The organism is Flavisolibacter tropicus (assembly GCF_001644645.1).
Classification (GTDB): domain Bacteria; phylum Bacteroidota; class Bacteroidia; order Chitinophagales; family Chitinophagaceae; genus Flavisolibacter; species Flavisolibacter tropicus.
In genome coordinates, this window is the sequence record NZ_CP011390.1 from 366,224 (window position 1) to 382,018 (window position 15,795).

A 15,795-nucleotide genomic window follows, 5' to 3' on the forward strand; every position below is an offset into this window, starting at 1 on the left:
TTTTTTTAGGTGTTTTAAAAGCTTGTATAGTTTAAGACTGTTGGCCATTTTATGGCACTTAAGGCAAAAGCACAATTACCCGCGCACGGTTTTATGCAAATAAAGCTTATTTAACGCTTTAATCATGCGCAAAGTAAAAGAAGCTCAACCCTTTTTGCTACCTTTGCCCGTTCGTAAACCGAAGTATTCCTTACATGAAGAACATTCGTAACTTCTGCATTATTGCCCATATTGATCACGGTAAAAGTACCTTGGCTGACCGTTTGTTACAAACGACTAATACCATCAGCGAACGGGAAATGATGGACCAAGTACTTGATGACATGGACCTGGAGCGTGAAAAAGGTATCACTATTAAGAGCCATGCCATTCAGATCAATTATAAGCATAAAGGCGAAAATTATACATTAAACCTGATTGATACACCAGGTCACGTGGACTTTAGCTACGAGGTGAGCCGCGCACTTGCTGCCTGTGAAGGTGCTTTGTTATTGGTAGATGCTACTCAGGGTATTCAAGCACAAACTATCTCCAATCTTTATCTAGCAATTGAAAATGATCTGGAAATCATCCCCGTTATCAATAAAATTGATATGGATGGTGCCATGATTGAGGAGGTGAAAGATCAGATCATTGATCTGATAGGATGCAAGCCAGAGGAGATATTGTTAGCCAGTGGTCGTTCAGGGATTGGTATTGAAGGTATTTTAGAGGCGATTGTAGAGCGTATACCAGCTCCAAAAGGTGACCCTGAAAAGCCATTGCAGGCTTTGATCTTTGATAGTGTATTTAACAGTTTCCGTGGGATTATTGTTTACTACCGGATTTTAAATGGTACGCTGAAAAAGGGTGAAAAGGTAAAGTTCGTGTCTACAGATCAGGAATATGAGGCTGATGAAATTGGGATTCTAAAACTAGGTTTAGAGCCTAAGAATGAAGTAGGGGCCGGAGATGTTGGCTATATTATCACTGGTATTAAGAATGCTAAAGAGGTAAAAGTTGGTGATACAATTACATCCGCAACCAACCCAACGCAAGAAATGATCAAGGGCTTCCAGGAAGTAAAGCCCATGGTATTTGCTGGTATTTTCCCGGTTAATACGGATGAGTTTGAGGAGTTGCGCGACTGTATGGATAAGCTGCAGTTGAATGATGCCTCTTTGTCATTTGAGTTAGAGACCTCTCAAGCCCTTGGCTTTGGTTTTCGATGCGGTTTCCTTGGGTTGCTGCATATGGAAATTATCCAGGAACGTTTGGAAAGAGAGTTTAACCAAACGGTAATTACTACCGTTCCTAACGTAAGCTTTATAGCCTACACCACCAGGGGTGAGAAGATCATTGTCAATAACCCGGCAGAAATGCCTGATCCGGTAAAGACTGATCGCATTGAAGAGCCGTTTATCAAGGCGCAGATTATTACCAAGCCTGATTATATAGGCAATATCATGACCTTGTGTTTAGGAAAACGAGGTATATTAATTAACCAGAGCTACCTGACTCAAACCAGGGTAGAGCTGATCTTTGAAATGCCGTTGACGGAGATTGTATTTGACTTCTATGATAAACTAAAGAGCCAGACAAGAGGATATGCTTCTTTCGACTATTCTCCTATAGGATATAGAGATGCAGACATTGTGAAGATGGATATCTTATTGAATAATGATAAGGTGGATGCTTTAAGTGCTTTGATACACCGTAGCCGGGCACAGGATTTTGGTAGAAAGCTTTGTGAAAAGCTGAAGGAGTTATTGCCACGCCAACAGTTCCAGATTGCTATTCAGGCTGCTATTGGAGCAAAGGTTGTGGCCCGTGAAAATATCTCGGCTATGCGTAAAGACGTAACAGCTAAATGTTATGGTGGTGATATTAGCCGTAAGCGTAAGCTGTTGGAAAAGCAAAAAGAAGGTAAGAAGCGTATGCGTCAGATAGGTAACGTGGAAGTACCACAAGAAGCATTCTTAGCTGTATTGAAGCTGGATGATTAAGAAATGAAATACTTGAATAAAAGAAAAGGGATGTTTAAAACATCCCTTTTCTTTTATGATAACTTATGTATTAGTCAGATGATTCGTCTTTTTTCTTGGCTTTGGACTTATTGCTTTTGTCCATGAGTTTTTGCTCATTTCTGTTGCCTTTTGAATCTAAAAGTGGGTCGCCGACTGGTGGATTGCCTAAAAGAGGATCTACGCCACTCATATCAACTTTATAATTAAAGACTTTATCAATATGAACCCATTGGCCCTTTTCCCATTTAAAGCCTTCGTAATCGCCATCGGGAATGTAGGTGTAAGGTTTATCGGGTTCGTCTGACTCAGAAATCAAATGATCGACTAGGATCATGCCTTCTTCATCAATATAATTGACTAACGCACCAGCATCTTTTTTGTATTCTATAGCAAATCGATATTGATTAGGCTTTTTAACGCTATCTTTTTGAAAAGAAAATAAGGGGCCACCAAAGACTGGTTGGTTATTTTGATCAAACGTTAATACATCAATCCATTTTTTATTACTGCGAACACTATAGTCGTCAATGCCAAACAACGTGTAGTAGTTTTTACCGTTATATTGGGTTTTGATGATGTTGTAGTATACTGCACCAATCCAGTTGGTACGCGTGCGGACAGAGTCAAGAGGACGCTCTGTGAACTCCGAAAAGTCGGAGAGAGGTACTAATTTTAAGGAACCATCCAGGGTTCTATATTGGATAGCACCACGCTGGCGGGAGTAATAATCATCAAAAGATAATGACCAGGTAAAGATTCGAAAAGTACTATCGGGTGCATATAGTTTGGATATTCCGATAACAGAGTCTAATGGGTAATAGAAAGAGTTCTTTACTTGGAGTGTTCTAACCAGGGTGCGGACAAATTGACTATCATTACGCATGCGGCCTGCGGTAAGAGAGTCGATGATAAGGTTTTTAGCCAGAAGTTTTAATGAATCTTCTTTCTTGTGAAGAATCTTTATATCTGCGGGGGCGATTTTCTGAGCGCTAGCTCCAGCTGATATAAAAGCGGCAATCAATAAGAATAGGATGGTTTTTCTCACTACTAAACAATGATTTAGCATATGCTAAGAACGGCAAAAAAGTTTAAATATTATCTTAAGGTTGACTGTGTATGGGAATTTGAAATTTGAGATTTGGGATTTGAAATTGGGAGGAGCTGGTGGAGGCTTTGGATTGCAGATTTTAGATTGACGATTACGGATTGGGCAGTAAAGATGCCTGCTTTTAGTATATTTAGTGCCTTCTCATTGGTGTCATTTCTTCTTTTTTGATTACTCGTTTCTTAATTATTTCTTCATGGTTAGCAGCTAAGGACATACGGACTAAGGTACAGGTGAGATAGGACTGTAGTAGGGGCCGAGGGATCGGCCGAGGTACAGGTGAGATACGGAGTTAAGTAGGCTTCCATACGGAGTAACCATGAAGGAACAGAGGCGGCGTAGCTGATCGGGAAGTATGGCAGATGGGAATTTAGGGATGGCAGATGTAGGGGGATGGGCAGCGTATTGATAGGTTTGATATATTTCTTTAATAATAATATCCGGCTTTAATATTTACCCGTTATTCTTATATATAACAAAATACCTAAGCAATTATAGAGCTAGAGCAAAGTCTAAGAGGCTATTAAAGCGTAAGTCGATGTCTGGGTGAGGAAAAGGTTCGTTTGGGTTAGTAGAAGTAATAAAGACATTATAAATGCCTGCGGCTCTTCCAAAACGCATGTCGCTGGGTTTGTTACCGACCATAATGGTTTTGAAGAGGTCAATTTGAGGGAATTGGGTGGCAGCCTGAAGGGCCATACCGGGATTAGGTTTGCGGTTAAAGCAGGTGTTGTCTTTTTCGGTACAATAGAAAAAATGGTCGATGCGGCCACCAGTGGCTTTTACCTCTGCCAGTAGTTTTTGGTGAATATCTGCCAGGTCTTCTTCTGACATTAAACCTTTACCGATGCCTCGTTGGTTGCTTATGACTACTATAGTTCCGACCTTTTCACTCAGAATTTTTAAGGCTTTTAAAACGCCGGGACTGAATTTAAACCCATCCCAGTTAAGAACATAGTTCCCAACAATTTCATCATTTATAACGCCATCACGATCCAAGAACAAAGTCCATGATTTGTCTACTTTCTTTAAGTCTAGTGGAATGGATTTCAGATCAGACTGGGCCTTGTTGTAATCTTCAGGTATACCGATATCAATAAAGTAGCCTTCTTGAATGGCTGCATAGAATTTACCCTCTGAGCAGAATTCTTCGAGGTAGTCCTTTTCGAAGGAAAATTTGGTTGGTAAGTTTCGGCTTAATAATGCTGTTTTGTTTACAAGATAAATACCACCATTGATCAAGCCTTCTTTATAAAATTGTTTCTCTTTAAAAGAGATGATTTTATTCGAATTCTCTATTTCTACAACGCCATAGCGTTCGAAGTTTAGCATTGGCTTCAATGCTAAGGTGCATTCAGCCTTATTCTTCTCATGTACGGCAAATAACTCTTTTGCCTGTATACGGAACAATGTGTCGCCATTGGCAACGAGAATATTTTCTGTTTGCGCTTGTTGAATAGCCAATTGAATAGCGCCGCCGGTACCTAATGGTTCTTCTTCTAATGCAACAGTATAAGATAAAGTAGGATAATGCTCTTGTAGGTATTTTTCAATAACCTCGGCCATATAACCTAACGAAAAGATGAAACGCTCAACGCCTTGCATACGCAGTGCATCAATAACATGAGATAGGAATGGCTTTCCTGCTACTGGTGCCATGCATTTAGGTAAATCAGGTACTGCTTCACGTAATCTAGTACCAAGGCCGCCGGCTAAAACTATTGCTTCTATCATCTTCAGGTTGGCTATTAAATCAAATCTGTTTAACTATACTTCTGCAAAGTAATTTTCTTCTACCAGTTGGCAGATAATATGGCCCAGCATAATATGGCTTTCCTGGATGCGTGGGGTATCTGTAGATGGGATATTCAGCAAATAATCGGAGAGGCTATTCATGACACCTCCGCCCAATCCTGTGAACCCAACGGTATGTACGCCCTTCTCACGGGCAACTTCAAACGCTTTTACGATGTTAGCTGAGTTGCCTGAAGTAGAAAGACCAACCAACACATCACCTTTATTGGCAAGGCCATCGATTAAACGCGCATATACTACATCGTAACTGTAGTCATTTGCCACTGCTGTTAAATAGGAGGTGTTGCAGTGTAGTGCTTCTGCTGGCAAAGCTTTACGGTCGGTATAAAAGCGGCCGGAAAACTCCGCAGCCAAGTGTTGTGCGTCAGCGGCACTGCCACCATTGCCACAGAAATAGATTCGGTTGCCGTTCTTTAAAGCTTCTGTGATTATATCGGCAATAGTAGCTGTCGTATTGATCAACTGCTCATTTTCCAGTATTTGTTGTTTAACAGAAATAGAGTCAGCTATAATGTCTTGAATCTTCTTCATAATCAAATGTAATCCAATAAATGTTGGTACTAAATGGTCCAGGTTTTTAGACCATGTTCTACAAACTGATAGTTTTTGTGTTGGCCTCCAAAGCGTTCCAAGCTTTTGATCACACTGTATTTAGTATTGCCCGGGCAATAGAAGATCATAAAGCCACCACCACCAGCACCTGATATTTTACCACCCGTAGCACCGGCTTGCTTAGCTGTTTCATAAATTTCTTCCATTAGAGAATTGGAAATACCTTCTGCCATCTTTCTTTTTTGCTGATAGCCGTAGTCCAGAATTTCTCCGAATTCATTCAGCTTCCCTTTAAGAAGAGCTTCTTTCATCATTTGGGCTTGCTGCTTTAATTGATGCATAGCTTCAATAGAAGTTTCTTTTTTGGCTACCACATTCTTAGCTTGCTGTTCTATAATGCGGGCAGATTCGCGGCTTGTAGATGTATAATATAAAAGCAGGTTGTTTTCTAACTCAAAGAGATATTGCTCTTTAATGCGTAATGGGTTTACGATCACTTTGTCTTCTCCATAAAACTCCATGAAGTTGACCCCGCCAAACGTTGCTGCATATTGGTCTTGTTTACCCCCCGCTAGCTTTAACCGGTTACGTTCAATATCATATGCATAATGTGCAATATCATATTCTCCAAGCGGGAGGCGCATCATTTCAGCAAAGGCACCAATTATAGCCACTACAAGGGTAGAAGACGTTCCCAAACCTGATCCTGCTGGGGCATCTACAAAGGTGTTTAATTTAAAGCCGCATTTAATGGTGCCATAGTCAGCTTGAATAGCATTATATACGCCTTTCAAAAGGTCTAATTGACCATTGATAGGAAGTTCATTTGAACGGTCAAATGTTTGTATTTCCTGTCTATCCGATGCTTCCAGAATTATTTGGTCTTCAGTTAAAGGCTCAATAGTAGCATGTGCGTATAGTGAGATTGTAGCGTTCAAAATGGTGCCGCCGTATAGATCGCTGTAGGGGCTAACATCTGTACCGCCACCGGCTAGACCAATACGTAAAGGGGCTTTACTACGGTAAATCATTTATAAATGGCTTATGTGCAGTTTGACATTACTGTTAACAAACCTATCTAAATGTGCCTATTTCTTAAAGAAACTCACTTAGTAGGGATTGAGTCTACCAGTTCCTTAATTGCTTTCGTTAGGTTTGTCCAAGCGTATTTCTGCTTTTCGGTGCGAAGATGCGGAATAAAATAATCTTCGCCTAATTGGTAGTACTCCAGAATGGCGTCTGCAATGGATTTAGGCTGGGGTTCGCAAACTAATCCTACTTTATGATCTGGTACTAAATCGGGAAGTCCACCTACATTGGTAACGACCATTGGTTTTTCAAAATGATAGGCAAGAGGTGTTACGCCACTTTGTGTAGCGTTGCGGTATGGCTGAACGACCATATCGGCTGCGCATAAGTAGTATTTTACTTCCTGATCTTGAATGAATTGGTTCTTCAAGATTACCGTTTCTTCCAGATGGTTATCCTTTATTATTTGCAGGTAGGGTTTTTCATCTTCATAAAACTCGCCGGCAATCATTAGTTTGATACCTGCCTCTTTAATGCGATTGTCCGTCATGGCCTGTAGCGCCAAGTCGAGTCCTTTGTATTTGCGAATGAAACCAAAGAATAAAATAATCTTATCGGAAGTTGAAAGTTTCAAATAGGAACGAGCTTCTTCTTTGCTGATCTTTTCACCAAAGTTGTCATATAGCGGGTGCTGGACCAATTGTGCCGGTTTGTTATTTTCAAACTGACGCAGGTCGCTCATCACCTTTTCACTCATGGTTATAAAGCCATCACAGGCTTTTAAGAAATACCTTGTGAAGGTTCGATCTCCGGGCCGATGTTCGTGAGGTATTACATTGTCTGCAATACAAATCACCTTAGTGTGACGATTCTTCTTCACCTGTCTTAAAATGGTGCCTAAGGCTGGTCCCATAAACGGTATCCAAAAACGAACGATAATGAAGTCGGGGCGTTCGTTGCGAAGTCTTTTACCCACCTTTAACCAATTGGTAGGAGAAATGGAGTTAATAATTGAGTGGATTGTGAGGCCTGTTGGCGCTGGCTCCTCGCTATACTGTGTTTTTCCAGGAAAAAGTATAGAAGGGTATTGTAAGGAAAAGGAAACTAACTCGCAGGAGTGTCCTTCCTTAATAAATTCCAGAGCCAGTCGTTGGTTGAACGTAGCTAAACCACCGCGTAAAGGATACGCAGGACCTATGATCACAATCCTTTGCATTAAACTCCTAGCTTTTCTTCTATTAAATAGGAGTTGCGGCCAGGGGCATTACGAGCCACCAATTCAGAAACAAACCCTGCCAAAAAAAGCTGAACACCAATGAGAATTGCTACTAAAGCAAGGTAAAACGCAGGTTTGTTGGTTAATGAATACGAGTCAGGGAAAAATATCTTTGATACAATGAGATATAAAGTATTTAATAAACCGATCACGAAAAATAGGGTGCCCCATAAACCAAAGAAATGCATTGGGCGTTTTGAGAACTTACCTACAAACATAATGGAAGCCAGGTCCAGGAAGCCGTTTACAAAACGTTCCCAACCAAACTTTGTAACTCCATATTTGCGGGCTCTGTGTTCAACGACCTTTTCACCGATCTTCCGGAAGCCAGCCCATTTTGCCAATACTGGTATATAGCGGTGCATTTCACCATACACTTCAACGCTTTTTATTACTTTTTTGCGGTATGCTTTTAAGCCGCAATTAAAGTCGTGCAAGTATATTTTAGAAGCTTTTCGTGTAGCGGCGTTAAAAAGTTTTGAAGGCAGGTTTTTGGTAAACTTATTGTCGTAGCGCTTTTTCTTCCAGCCGCTAACCAAGTCAAAGCCATCTTCCAGAATCATTCTTCTCAGTTCAGGAATTTCATCTGGGCTGTCCTGTAAATCAGCATCCATTGTAATGACAACATCACCTTGGGCTGCTTTAAAGCCTTCGTTGAGTGCTGCTGATTTACCATAGTTACGTTGGAACTTAATGCCTTTGATATTTGGATTAGCTGCTCTTAATCGTTCAACAACTGTCCATGAATCGTCTGTGCTGCCATCGTCAACCAGAACCACTTCATAGCTGTAATTGTTTTGAGTACAGACAAGTTTGATCCAGTCGCACAATTCGGGGAGCGACTCTTCTTCATTATAAAGCGGAACTACAATTGAAAGATCCATAGTTATTGTTGTAAAAAAGCGGGTTTTTCTTTCCTAATTACCAAAGAGATCAATAAACTTTTAACAAAGGCCCAAATTAACTCCATGCCAGTTCCTAAGATAATGTTTTGGACGCCGGTTTCAGCCTTTTGCTTTTCAAGTTTACCAATGGTTTTTTCAACTTCGTCATCTGATGCACCCATTCGTTCCATTAGAGCTCTTGATTTTTCTATACCCAACTTAAATGTTTTCTCTGTCAAGTCTTTATCAATCAAATTAAAAAGGATATATGTGCCAAGGGCAATTATAACTGCTGCAATTACGTATGACACAAAAGTAAATTTAATTGCTTCTTTAAAACTTAGATAGCCTCCGTTCTTTTTCCGTAGCTGGAAACCAGCAATCAGAAGAACGATAATCATATAAGGGAGGAAGGCGCTAATATATTGCTGGTTCATGAATGTATCCATACCCATGAAATAGCTCCCATACATCAGGATCATAGCAAAAAGGCCATTGATTATGCCAATTTTAATTCCCTCGCGTTTAAAATCTACAAGGGGAGTCTCTTGTTCTGTGGAAAAAACATCCATAATTGTTCTCAATTATTCAAAATTAGGTTGCCTTTGTTAATTATCCCTAAAGGCTTAGCATTGAAGCGGTTATCAAAAAATGGTGAATTTGAAGACTTTGACTGGTTCTTGTCTTTTTCAAAGGCCCATTCCTGATCCAGTGAAAATAGACTGCAGCAAGCGGTGCTACCAATTTGTATAGAAGCAGATTCTAAACCAAAAATATTCCTAGGTTGAATAGCAAATAACGATACCAACTTTTCTGGTGCTAACTGAGGCATTGTTTTCTGTACTACAGCAAAAGCTGTTTGTAACCCAATCATGCCATAACGAGCGTATTCGAATTCTGTTATTTTATGGTCAATATCTTCAGGAATGTGGTGAACCGCGATACAATCAATAGTTCCATCTAATACTGCCTCTTGTAATGCTTTTCTATCAGCGGCGGTACGTAAAGGCGGATTTACTTTTAAATTGGTATCATAACTGCTTAAATCCTCATCAATAAAACACAAGTGATAAGGTGTAACTGAACAGGTTACAGAGAGATTCTCTGCTTTAGCCTGTTTGATCAATTCTACTGATTTTTTTGACGAAATACCTGTAAAATGCAGCTTTGAACCTGTATACTTCACCAATTCAATATCTCGAGCAACCATTAACTCTTCAGCTATTGCTGGTTTACCTGGTAAGCCCAACTGAGTTGAAATAATGCCTTCATTCATCAAGCCATGAGGGTTAAAGGATTTATCTTCCGGCAGTTGAATGATGGTTTTGTCAATAGCTTTTACATATTGTAGCGCTTTTAGCAGCAGACCTGCATCTTGAATACTTTTTGAACCATCGCTAAAAGCTACAGCTCCGCTTCCGGCCATATCGTACATTTCAGCTAATTCCTTGCCCTCTATGTTTTTGGTAACTGCAGCAATTGGATGAATATGAACGGGAGATTGTTTTCCTTTTTGAACTAAATACTCAACTCCTGCCTTTGTATGAACAACAGGCAAAGTGTTTGGCAGTATCATCAGATCGGTAAAACCTCCATGTGCTGCAGCAAGCGTTGCAGATTCTATAGTTTCTTTATATTCAAAACCAGGATCGCAGGCATCTGTAAATGTTTCAACCCAGCCTGGCGAAATAAAGGAGCCGTTTAAATCAATTACATAGTCAGCCTGTGTTGTAATGGTTGATTCAATTTGCTGAAAAATACTATTTGCAATAAGTATATCAGCTTTCTGTAAATGAAAAGGCGAGGAGGGGTCAATGATTGTTGCTTGCCTTAATAGAATGTTCATCGAGGTGCGAAGATAATGGATTGAAACGGCTCACCCAAACCCTCCCGAGGTATGGCTTTGCTTTCACTCAGAACCAACTTGTGGCTTAAGTTATTGAAATCGTAAAAGATTCAAATTCAAGCCTTAAGTTATAAAGACCCAATTTGGAGTGGAGGGCTTTATTGGATCATTTTTAAGACTTCTTTTTCTACTTGTTCTTTTGATAACTGGTCTTCAAAGAACTTGCGATATCCAGTTTTGTTATTGATAAACAAGCTAGCTGGTATAGCGCCGGACCATTTGGTGTCAACAATGGGACAAAAGAGGTCGGCATTAGTTTCATCCAGAAAAGTAATGGTATTGTTGATATTGCGTTTTTTTGCAAAGGACTGGATCTTGCTTGGGTATGCATCTGATAAATCCAAACTTATAAATACTAGGTTAACGCCTTCTTTTTCGTACTTTTTGACTACTTCCTGAAAGTGTGGTATTTCTTCAATACATGGTTTACAGAAGGTAGCCCAGAAGTTAAAAATGGTAGGTTTATCTGTTTGTTTGATAGCTGCCTGCAAATCGGCCAGTTTCCATTTAGGAATGGTCTGGGATTTAGCTGAAGTAGCTATAAAGAGTGCAATAAATAATACGCTTGTTTTAAAGACTGTTTTCATGTTCTATTCCCCATTGGTTACTTAAGGTATTATATTCAGCTCCCTGAATCTTTTGGCTATCGTAATGTCCTTTTACCAATTTTTGGCGAAAAGCTTCATACACACTAACGGCGCAGGCTACACTTATATTAAGCGATTGGATCATACCCACCTGAGGAATAATAAAGTTACCATCTGCCATGGCGCGTATTTCGTCACTAACTCCTGCATGTTCATTACCAAAAACAAGTGCTATGCGTTGCGTTAGATCTGTGTCATATAAACTTACAGCATCTGATGAAAGATGTGTTGTTAAAATACGATCATAGCGTTGACGAATATTATGAAAGCATTCGTCTGCATCTGTATATTGGTGGACGGTTAACCATTTGGCTGCACTGCTACTGCTACGCGGGCCCCATTTTTCATGCCGTGCGATCTTAGTGGTTAAAACAAATATCTCCTGGATACCAACAGCATCGCAGCTCCGCATGACAGCTGAGATATTATGAGGATCAAAGACATTTTCCAATACAACAGTAAGGTCGTTTTGTCTTTTAGAAAGTACCTTTTCTATTTTGGATCTGCGTTCGCTTGTCATAATTGTTTTGCAAACTACTACAGCAAATTGATTTTGAAATGCTTAAAAGTTATAAATTTGCCACCCCTTCATTAAGATAGTTTGCTATTTTAATGAGTTCGGGTGGTGGCGCAGCCCGGTAGCGCACTTGTATGGGGTGCAAGGGGTCGCTGGTTCGAATCCAGTCCACCCGACTAAAAAGGCAGCTTTTCAGCTGCCTTTTTTCTTGTCAATTATTTAGAGTCTTTTTATAGTGCATCCAACAGATCGGGAAGTTTGAACTGAAATGTTTTTGCCACTTAGTGCTTCGTCAATAGCTTCTTTTAAATGTTTGCGAGTTACAGCATTACCATCAGAGGGGTTGTCATCAATTGCGCCATGATAAACTAACTTTCCTTCTTTATTGAACAAAAATGTTTCAGGTGTACGGTTGGCACCAAAAGCGTCTGCCAATTCTGAGTTTTTATCTATGGTATAGAACCACTTGTAACCCTGCTCTTTTGCATAATTTTGCATGGCTTTAAACGAGTCGTCATCATTTCTTTGCCCTTCATTAGAATTGATCAATATAACGCCAATATCATTCTTAAGGGCATAGTTGCTGATCTCTACAGTACGCTGTTGGTTCTTAATTACATAAGGACAAGTATTGCAACTAAACATAACTAGAAGACCATTTTTCTTTATGGCCTCTTTTAAACTGATTTCTTTGCCACTAATGTCTTTCATTTTTACATCTGCTTTGGGCAAATCTGCTCCAATGGGGAGCTCTATCAATGTAGTAAATGCCGTAATACCAAGAGCTGATACAGCTAACAAAGAAAAAAGCAATTTTTTCATGTTTTTGCGATTTAAGCTTTTCAAATTTCCTGAAAATGTCTGAGAAATTTCCACCGATAAACGTTTTTGGCATCCACTTATCCTAATTTTCTTTATTGCTTAATGATGTTATTGTCACATTTAACTCAAAACCAATAAGTACTACTAAGGCATAAACATAGATAAGGGACATAAGAATAAAGACTGCACCAATAGAGCCATAAACTTTATTGTAGTTGCTGAAATTGTTTACCCAAAAGGTAACTAAAACTGTTGCAAATAATAGGAGTGTGGTAGCAAATACAGAGCCGGGAGTTACAAAAGGCCATTTATGTGTGATTGATGGCCCATGCCGGTAAATAAATGAGATGCTATAAAAAACCAGCAATAAAATTATCACCCATCTGAAATTATGGATGACAGCTCGGACCCATTCGTTTTCAACTCCAAGCCATTTCAAAACAGCTCCTTGTGCTATCAATAATAGTATGCAAACGAAGCCTAAAACAAAGACAATCAATGTAAGTTCTAGCGCAGTTCTCCTTCTCTTTAAGCCACTACGCTCTATAAAGCCAAAGTAGTTCTTGTCAAATGACCTTAGTATTCCCATCATCGCATTGCTTGAGAAAAGTAACGCTAATAACAAACCGAACGACAATAAATCATTCCGGGGTTGGTTTAAAAAGTCGTTTAAGAAACTAATGATTACGGAGTTGTTCTTTTCTCCTGGAACAATATCGCGTATAAGACCAAAAAGTTCATTAATGAACTGCTTTGAAATGGGCAAATAGGGTATTAAAGTAAAAATAAAGAGCAACGTAGGAGGGATGGCCATAAACACATTAAAGGAAATGGCTGCTGCTCTTTCGAAAAGACTTCCCTTACGCAATTGCTTGATGAATGGAGGCCATATGTCGTGTATAGTATGTAAGCCAAAGCCAGGCACATATACCTTTTTGCTCTGCGCAATGATACTTTGAATCGGCGCAGAACTAATAAAACGTTTTTTGAGTTGTTGTTTTATGGCCATCCAGACTTTACCTTTTATATTCCTCTTTGATTAAGTGCTTGTTGATACGCTTTAGCTTTTTGCATATGCTCAGCATAAGTAGTACTAAATTCATGCGTTCCATTGAACTGCGGACTGGCTACAAAGTAAATGTAGTTAGTGGTTGGCGCATTTAATACTGCATCTATTGTCTTTTTCGATGGAGTACAAATTGGGCCGGGAGGAAGTCCACGGTTTCTATAGGTATTAAATGGTGATTCTGCCTGTGTGTGCTTTTCGTATATGCGACGCAAACTAAAATCTTTTAATGCAAATTTTACTGTTGGATCAGCTTGTAAAGGCATTCCTATTTTAATGCGGTTCAAATAAACACTTGCAATATTTCCTTTTTCAGCCTGAGCGTTTGTTTCTTCTTCAACAATTGATGCTAATGTATAAGCTTGAACTTGCGTTAAACCTTTTGATTCTGCTTTCTGCTTCCTTTCAGCAGTCCAGAATTTGTCCGTTTCGTCTGAAAGCTTTTTAAATACTTTTTCAGGTGTTGTATTCCAAAAGAATGTGTAGGTATCAGGCAATACAAAAGCTAGTGCTGTATTGGTGTCAGCTTTTCCTTTATTTACTAAATCGGCCTGGATATAATTCATCATAGCTGCGGAGTCAAATTCAAATTTGCTTCCCACTAAACGCGCCAGATCTTCTTTTGTACGCAGTTTGGTAATGACCAGATTTACAGGTGTTTGTTGGCCATTTCTCAGCATACGGATAATATTTAGAACGCTGCTGCCTTTCTTGATTTCATATTTTCCAGGCTTAATAGTGGTCCAATAATCCATGCGATCTGCTAGTAGGTTAAAAACCCCTTGATTCTTAACAATATTATGGGCTACTAAAGAATCTAATACGGCCTCTTTAGTAGCAGCATTTGTTCTGATATATAAGGTTTCTTTTTTTTCTTTAAAACCTGTTCCTGGTCCGATTACCATCCATGCAACAATGCCGACTCCTAAAAACAATACCGCTAAAACAATAAAGACAACCTTTTTCATAATTAAGAAAGTAAAATAAATAAAAAACCCTGCCTAGTGAGCAGGGTTTAACAAATATTGTATAAGAGTTATTTTGTTGTATCAGCTTGTGCAGGCTGTGCACTAGGCAAAGTGGTAGTATTGGTAGTCGTAGGAGCTGTTTGAGGTAACGGCTGTGAACGAATCGGACCATTTTCAATTTTATCTACTCTGTCATGAACTGCTGCTCCGCCCCGGATAAAGAAAGTAGACGCAATACATAGTATAGCTATAACAGCTGCAAAAATCCATGTGCCTTTTTCAAGAACATCGGTAGTTTGCTTAACGCCCATGAACTGGTTGCTGAAACCAGCTACGTTACCAGCCAGACCGCCACCCTTAGGATTTTGTACCAATACAATCAGGCTTAGAATTGCACAAGCCAGAATAATTAAGATGATAAATAAGACAGTCATACTAGTTTGAGTCGTTTAAAAGTTCAATTTTGGATGCAAAATAAGAGTTTTTGGAGGGATTGAGCAAACTTAATTTACGGTAGATTTCAATAGCTTTTGCCTTATTACCTTGACGAACCCAAACTTCCGCCATCGCTTCAGTTACTATTTCAGAGGACTGAATTGAATGGGCAGCCATGTTTTCAACCTGTTTTTCTGCTGTTCCCTGAATTTTATTCATTTGAGTAGCAGGAAGCCTTTTCATAGTCTTTAACCACTCTGTGAAACTTTTTAGTTGTTTGCCAAATTTATCTTTTGAAGATTCCTCAAGTGAAAGCTTAATTCCTTGTGAAGCAAAATAATCAACGGTATGAAATGGCTCAAACGTGATTATATTTTCTGCTCCCGATGGCATGGGATCTTTAAGAGATGGCAGCTTAAATGCATTTTTAAGTTCTGTTAAATTTGGGGTAACAGGTGTTGCAGGCCCTTCATTTTCAACTTTTTGCTCTTCGCTGATTTCAAGATTAAAAGGTGTTTGAAAGGCTTTCTCGTCAATAAACTGATGAAAAAGGACAGGATCGTGGTAAAATAAAACTGCCTTTTGATATTGCCGCTGGTATTCTTCCGAATTAGGGTCTAGTTTTTTTAAATAAAGAAATTGAGCCGGCCCAAAATAAGGGTAGCGTTTTGAAAAGTTGGATAGTTCATCCAGACTGCAATCGTCTATCGATTTTTTAAATATTGAGTGTGCCAGTTGTGCCAAGCTGTTCGCCATAGTATCAAATT

16 protein-coding genes and 1 tRNA gene are annotated in these 15,795 nt (G+C 39.4%); 2 read left to right on the top strand and 15 right to left on the bottom strand.

The features are described 5' to 3' along the window. The first annotated feature begins 194 nt into the window (after positions 1-194). Positions 195-1,985, top strand: a complete 1,791-nt coding sequence (lepA, locus tag SY85_RS01485; RefSeq protein ID WP_066401455.1) for a translation elongation factor 4 — start codon at positions 195-197, stop codon at positions 1,983-1,985. A 70-nt stretch (positions 1,986-2,055) separates the two neighbouring features. On the opposite strand, the gene SY85_RS01490 is transcribed toward lepA, so the two are convergent. The 10 genes from SY85_RS01490 to SY85_RS01535 form a co-directional block, all read right to left on the bottom strand. Next, positions 2,056-3,051: a hypothetical protein gene (locus tag SY85_RS01490; protein ID WP_148661097.1), complete on the bottom strand. Its 996-nt coding sequence runs from the start codon at positions 3,049-3,051 to the stop codon at positions 2,056-2,058. A gap of 552 nt (positions 3,052-3,603) precedes the next feature. Next, positions 3,604-4,845, bottom strand: coding sequence for an HAD-IIIA family hydrolase (locus SY85_RS01495; protein ID WP_066401457.1), 1,242 nt, complete (start codon positions 4,843-4,845; stop codon positions 3,604-3,606). A 33-nt stretch (positions 4,846-4,878) separates the two neighbouring features. Then, positions 4,879-5,457 carry a D-sedoheptulose-7-phosphate isomerase gene (locus SY85_RS01500; protein WP_066401458.1) on the bottom strand — a complete coding sequence of 193 codons (579 nt, stop codon included), beginning with the start codon at positions 5,455-5,457 and terminating at the stop codon, positions 4,879-4,881. A gap of 29 nt (positions 5,458-5,486) precedes the next feature. Then, positions 5,487-6,509 carry a GHMP family kinase ATP-binding protein gene (locus SY85_RS01505; RefSeq protein WP_066401459.1) on the bottom strand — a complete coding sequence of 341 codons (1,023 nt, stop codon included), beginning with the start codon at positions 6,507-6,509 and terminating at the stop codon, positions 5,487-5,489. 74 nt (positions 6,510-6,583) lie between these two features. Then, positions 6,584-7,723, bottom strand: a complete 1,140-nt coding sequence (locus SY85_RS01510) for a glycosyltransferase (protein ID WP_066401460.1) — start codon at positions 7,721-7,723, stop codon at positions 6,584-6,586. After that, on the bottom strand, positions 7,723-8,667 hold the full coding sequence (locus SY85_RS01515; protein ID WP_066401461.1) for a glycosyltransferase family 2 protein: 945 nt from the start codon (positions 8,665-8,667) through the stop codon (positions 7,723-7,725). The genes SY85_RS01510 and SY85_RS01515 overlap by 1 nt, the downstream gene beginning before the upstream one ends. A 2-nt stretch (positions 8,668-8,669) precedes the next feature. Then, on the bottom strand, positions 8,670-9,239 hold the full coding sequence (locus tag SY85_RS01520) for a DUF4199 domain-containing protein (protein ID WP_066401462.1): 570 nt from the start codon (positions 9,237-9,239) through the stop codon (positions 8,670-8,672). A gap of 8 nt (positions 9,240-9,247) precedes the next feature. Then, on the bottom strand, positions 9,248-10,513 hold the full coding sequence (locus SY85_RS01525; protein WP_066401463.1) for a dihydroorotase: 1,266 nt from the start codon (positions 10,511-10,513) through the stop codon (positions 9,248-9,250). A 158-nt stretch (positions 10,514-10,671) separates the two neighbouring features. Then, entirely contained in the window at positions 10,672-11,160 is a 489-nt protein-coding gene (locus tag SY85_RS01530; RefSeq protein ID WP_066401464.1) for a TlpA disulfide reductase family protein, read from the bottom strand. Continuing rightward, complete coding sequence (locus tag SY85_RS01535) at positions 11,144-11,740, bottom strand: TrmH family RNA methyltransferase (RefSeq protein WP_066401465.1); 597 nt, start codon at positions 11,738-11,740, stop codon at positions 11,144-11,146. Before SY85_RS01535 ends, SY85_RS01530 begins: the two co-directional genes overlap by 17 nt. A 99-nt stretch (positions 11,741-11,839) precedes the next feature. On the opposite strand from SY85_RS01535, the gene SY85_RS01540 reads away from it, so the two are divergent. Then, positions 11,840-11,913, top strand: a tRNA-Pro gene (locus SY85_RS01540). A gap of 43 nt (positions 11,914-11,956) precedes the next feature. Here SY85_RS01540 and SY85_RS01545 read toward each other — a convergent pair. The 5 genes from SY85_RS01545 to SY85_RS01565 form a co-directional block, all read right to left on the bottom strand. After that, positions 11,957-12,559, bottom strand: coding sequence for a thioredoxin family protein (locus SY85_RS01545; protein ID WP_066409210.1), 603 nt, complete (start codon positions 12,557-12,559; stop codon positions 11,957-11,959). Positions 12,560-12,641: 82 nt separating this feature from the next. Beyond that, positions 12,642-13,568 carry a YihY/virulence factor BrkB family protein gene (locus SY85_RS01550; protein WP_066401466.1) on the bottom strand — a complete coding sequence of 309 codons (927 nt, stop codon included), beginning with the start codon at positions 13,566-13,568 and terminating at the stop codon, positions 12,642-12,644. Between the two features lie 14 nt (positions 13,569-13,582). Continuing rightward, positions 13,583-14,593 carry an endolytic transglycosylase MltG gene (mltG, locus tag SY85_RS01555; RefSeq protein ID WP_066401467.1) on the bottom strand — a complete coding sequence of 337 codons (1,011 nt, stop codon included), beginning with the start codon at positions 14,591-14,593 and terminating at the stop codon, positions 13,583-13,585. Positions 14,594-14,661: 68 nt separating this feature from the next. Further along, complete coding sequence (gene secG, locus SY85_RS01560) at positions 14,662-15,027, bottom strand: preprotein translocase subunit SecG (RefSeq protein ID WP_066401468.1); 366 nt, start codon at positions 15,025-15,027, stop codon at positions 14,662-14,664. A gap of 1 nt (position 15,028) precedes the next feature. Continuing rightward, positions 15,029-15,784, bottom strand: coding sequence for a hypothetical protein (locus tag SY85_RS01565; protein ID WP_066401469.1), 756 nt, complete (start codon positions 15,782-15,784; stop codon positions 15,029-15,031). Positions 15,785-15,795 lie beyond the last annotated feature (11 nt).

What these genes read in the sequence shown, in the direction of transcription:
- lepA (WP_066401455.1), top strand. Translation starts at nt 195, where the DNA reads ATGAAGAACATTCGTAACTTCTGCATTATTGCCCATATTGATCACGGT.
- SY85_RS01495 (WP_066401457.1), bottom strand. Translation starts at nt 4,845, where the DNA reads ATGATAGAAGCAATAGTTTTAGCCGGCGGCCTTGGTACTAGATTACGT.
- SY85_RS01500 (WP_066401458.1), bottom strand. Translation starts at nt 5,457, where the DNA reads ATGAAGAAGATTCAAGACATTATAGCTGACTCTATTTCTGTTAAACAA.
- SY85_RS01505 (WP_066401459.1), bottom strand. Translation starts at nt 6,509, where the DNA reads ATGATTTACCGTAGTAAAGCCCCTTTACGTATTGGTCTAGCCGGTGGC.
- SY85_RS01510 (WP_066401460.1), bottom strand. Translation starts at nt 7,723, where the DNA reads ATGCAAAGGATTGTGATCATAGGTCCTGCGTATCCTTTACGCGGTGGT.
- SY85_RS01515 (WP_066401461.1), bottom strand. Translation starts at nt 8,667, where the DNA reads ATGGATCTTTCAATTGTAGTTCCGCTTTATAATGAAGAAGAGTCGCTC.
- SY85_RS01520 (WP_066401462.1), bottom strand. Translation starts at nt 9,239, where the DNA reads ATGGATGTTTTTTCCACAGAACAAGAGACTCCCCTTGTAGATTTTAAA.
- SY85_RS01525 (WP_066401463.1), bottom strand. Translation starts at nt 10,513, where the DNA reads ATGAACATTCTATTAAGGCAAGCAACAATCATTGACCCCTCCTCGCCT.
- SY85_RS01530 (WP_066401464.1), bottom strand. Translation starts at nt 11,160, where the DNA reads ATGAAAACAGTCTTTAAAACAAGCGTATTATTTATTGCACTCTTTATA.
- SY85_RS01535 (WP_066401465.1), bottom strand. Translation starts at nt 11,740, where the DNA reads ATGACAAGCGAACGCAGATCCAAAATAGAAAAGGTACTTTCTAAAAGA.
- SY85_RS01545 (WP_066409210.1), bottom strand. Translation starts at nt 12,559, where the DNA reads ATGAAAAAATTGCTTTTTTCTTTGTTAGCTGTATCAGCTCTTGGTATT.
- SY85_RS01550 (WP_066401466.1), bottom strand. Translation starts at nt 13,568, where the DNA reads ATGGCCATAAAACAACAACTCAAAAAACGTTTTATTAGTTCTGCGCCG.
- mltG (WP_066401467.1), bottom strand. Translation starts at nt 14,593, where the DNA reads ATGAAAAAGGTTGTCTTTATTGTTTTAGCGGTATTGTTTTTAGGAGTC.
- secG (WP_066401468.1), bottom strand. Translation starts at nt 15,027, where the DNA reads ATGACTGTCTTATTTATCATCTTAATTATTCTGGCTTGTGCAATTCTA.
- SY85_RS01565 (WP_066401469.1), bottom strand. Translation starts at nt 15,784, where the DNA reads ATGGCGAACAGCTTGGCACAACTGGCACACTCAATATTTAAAAAATCG.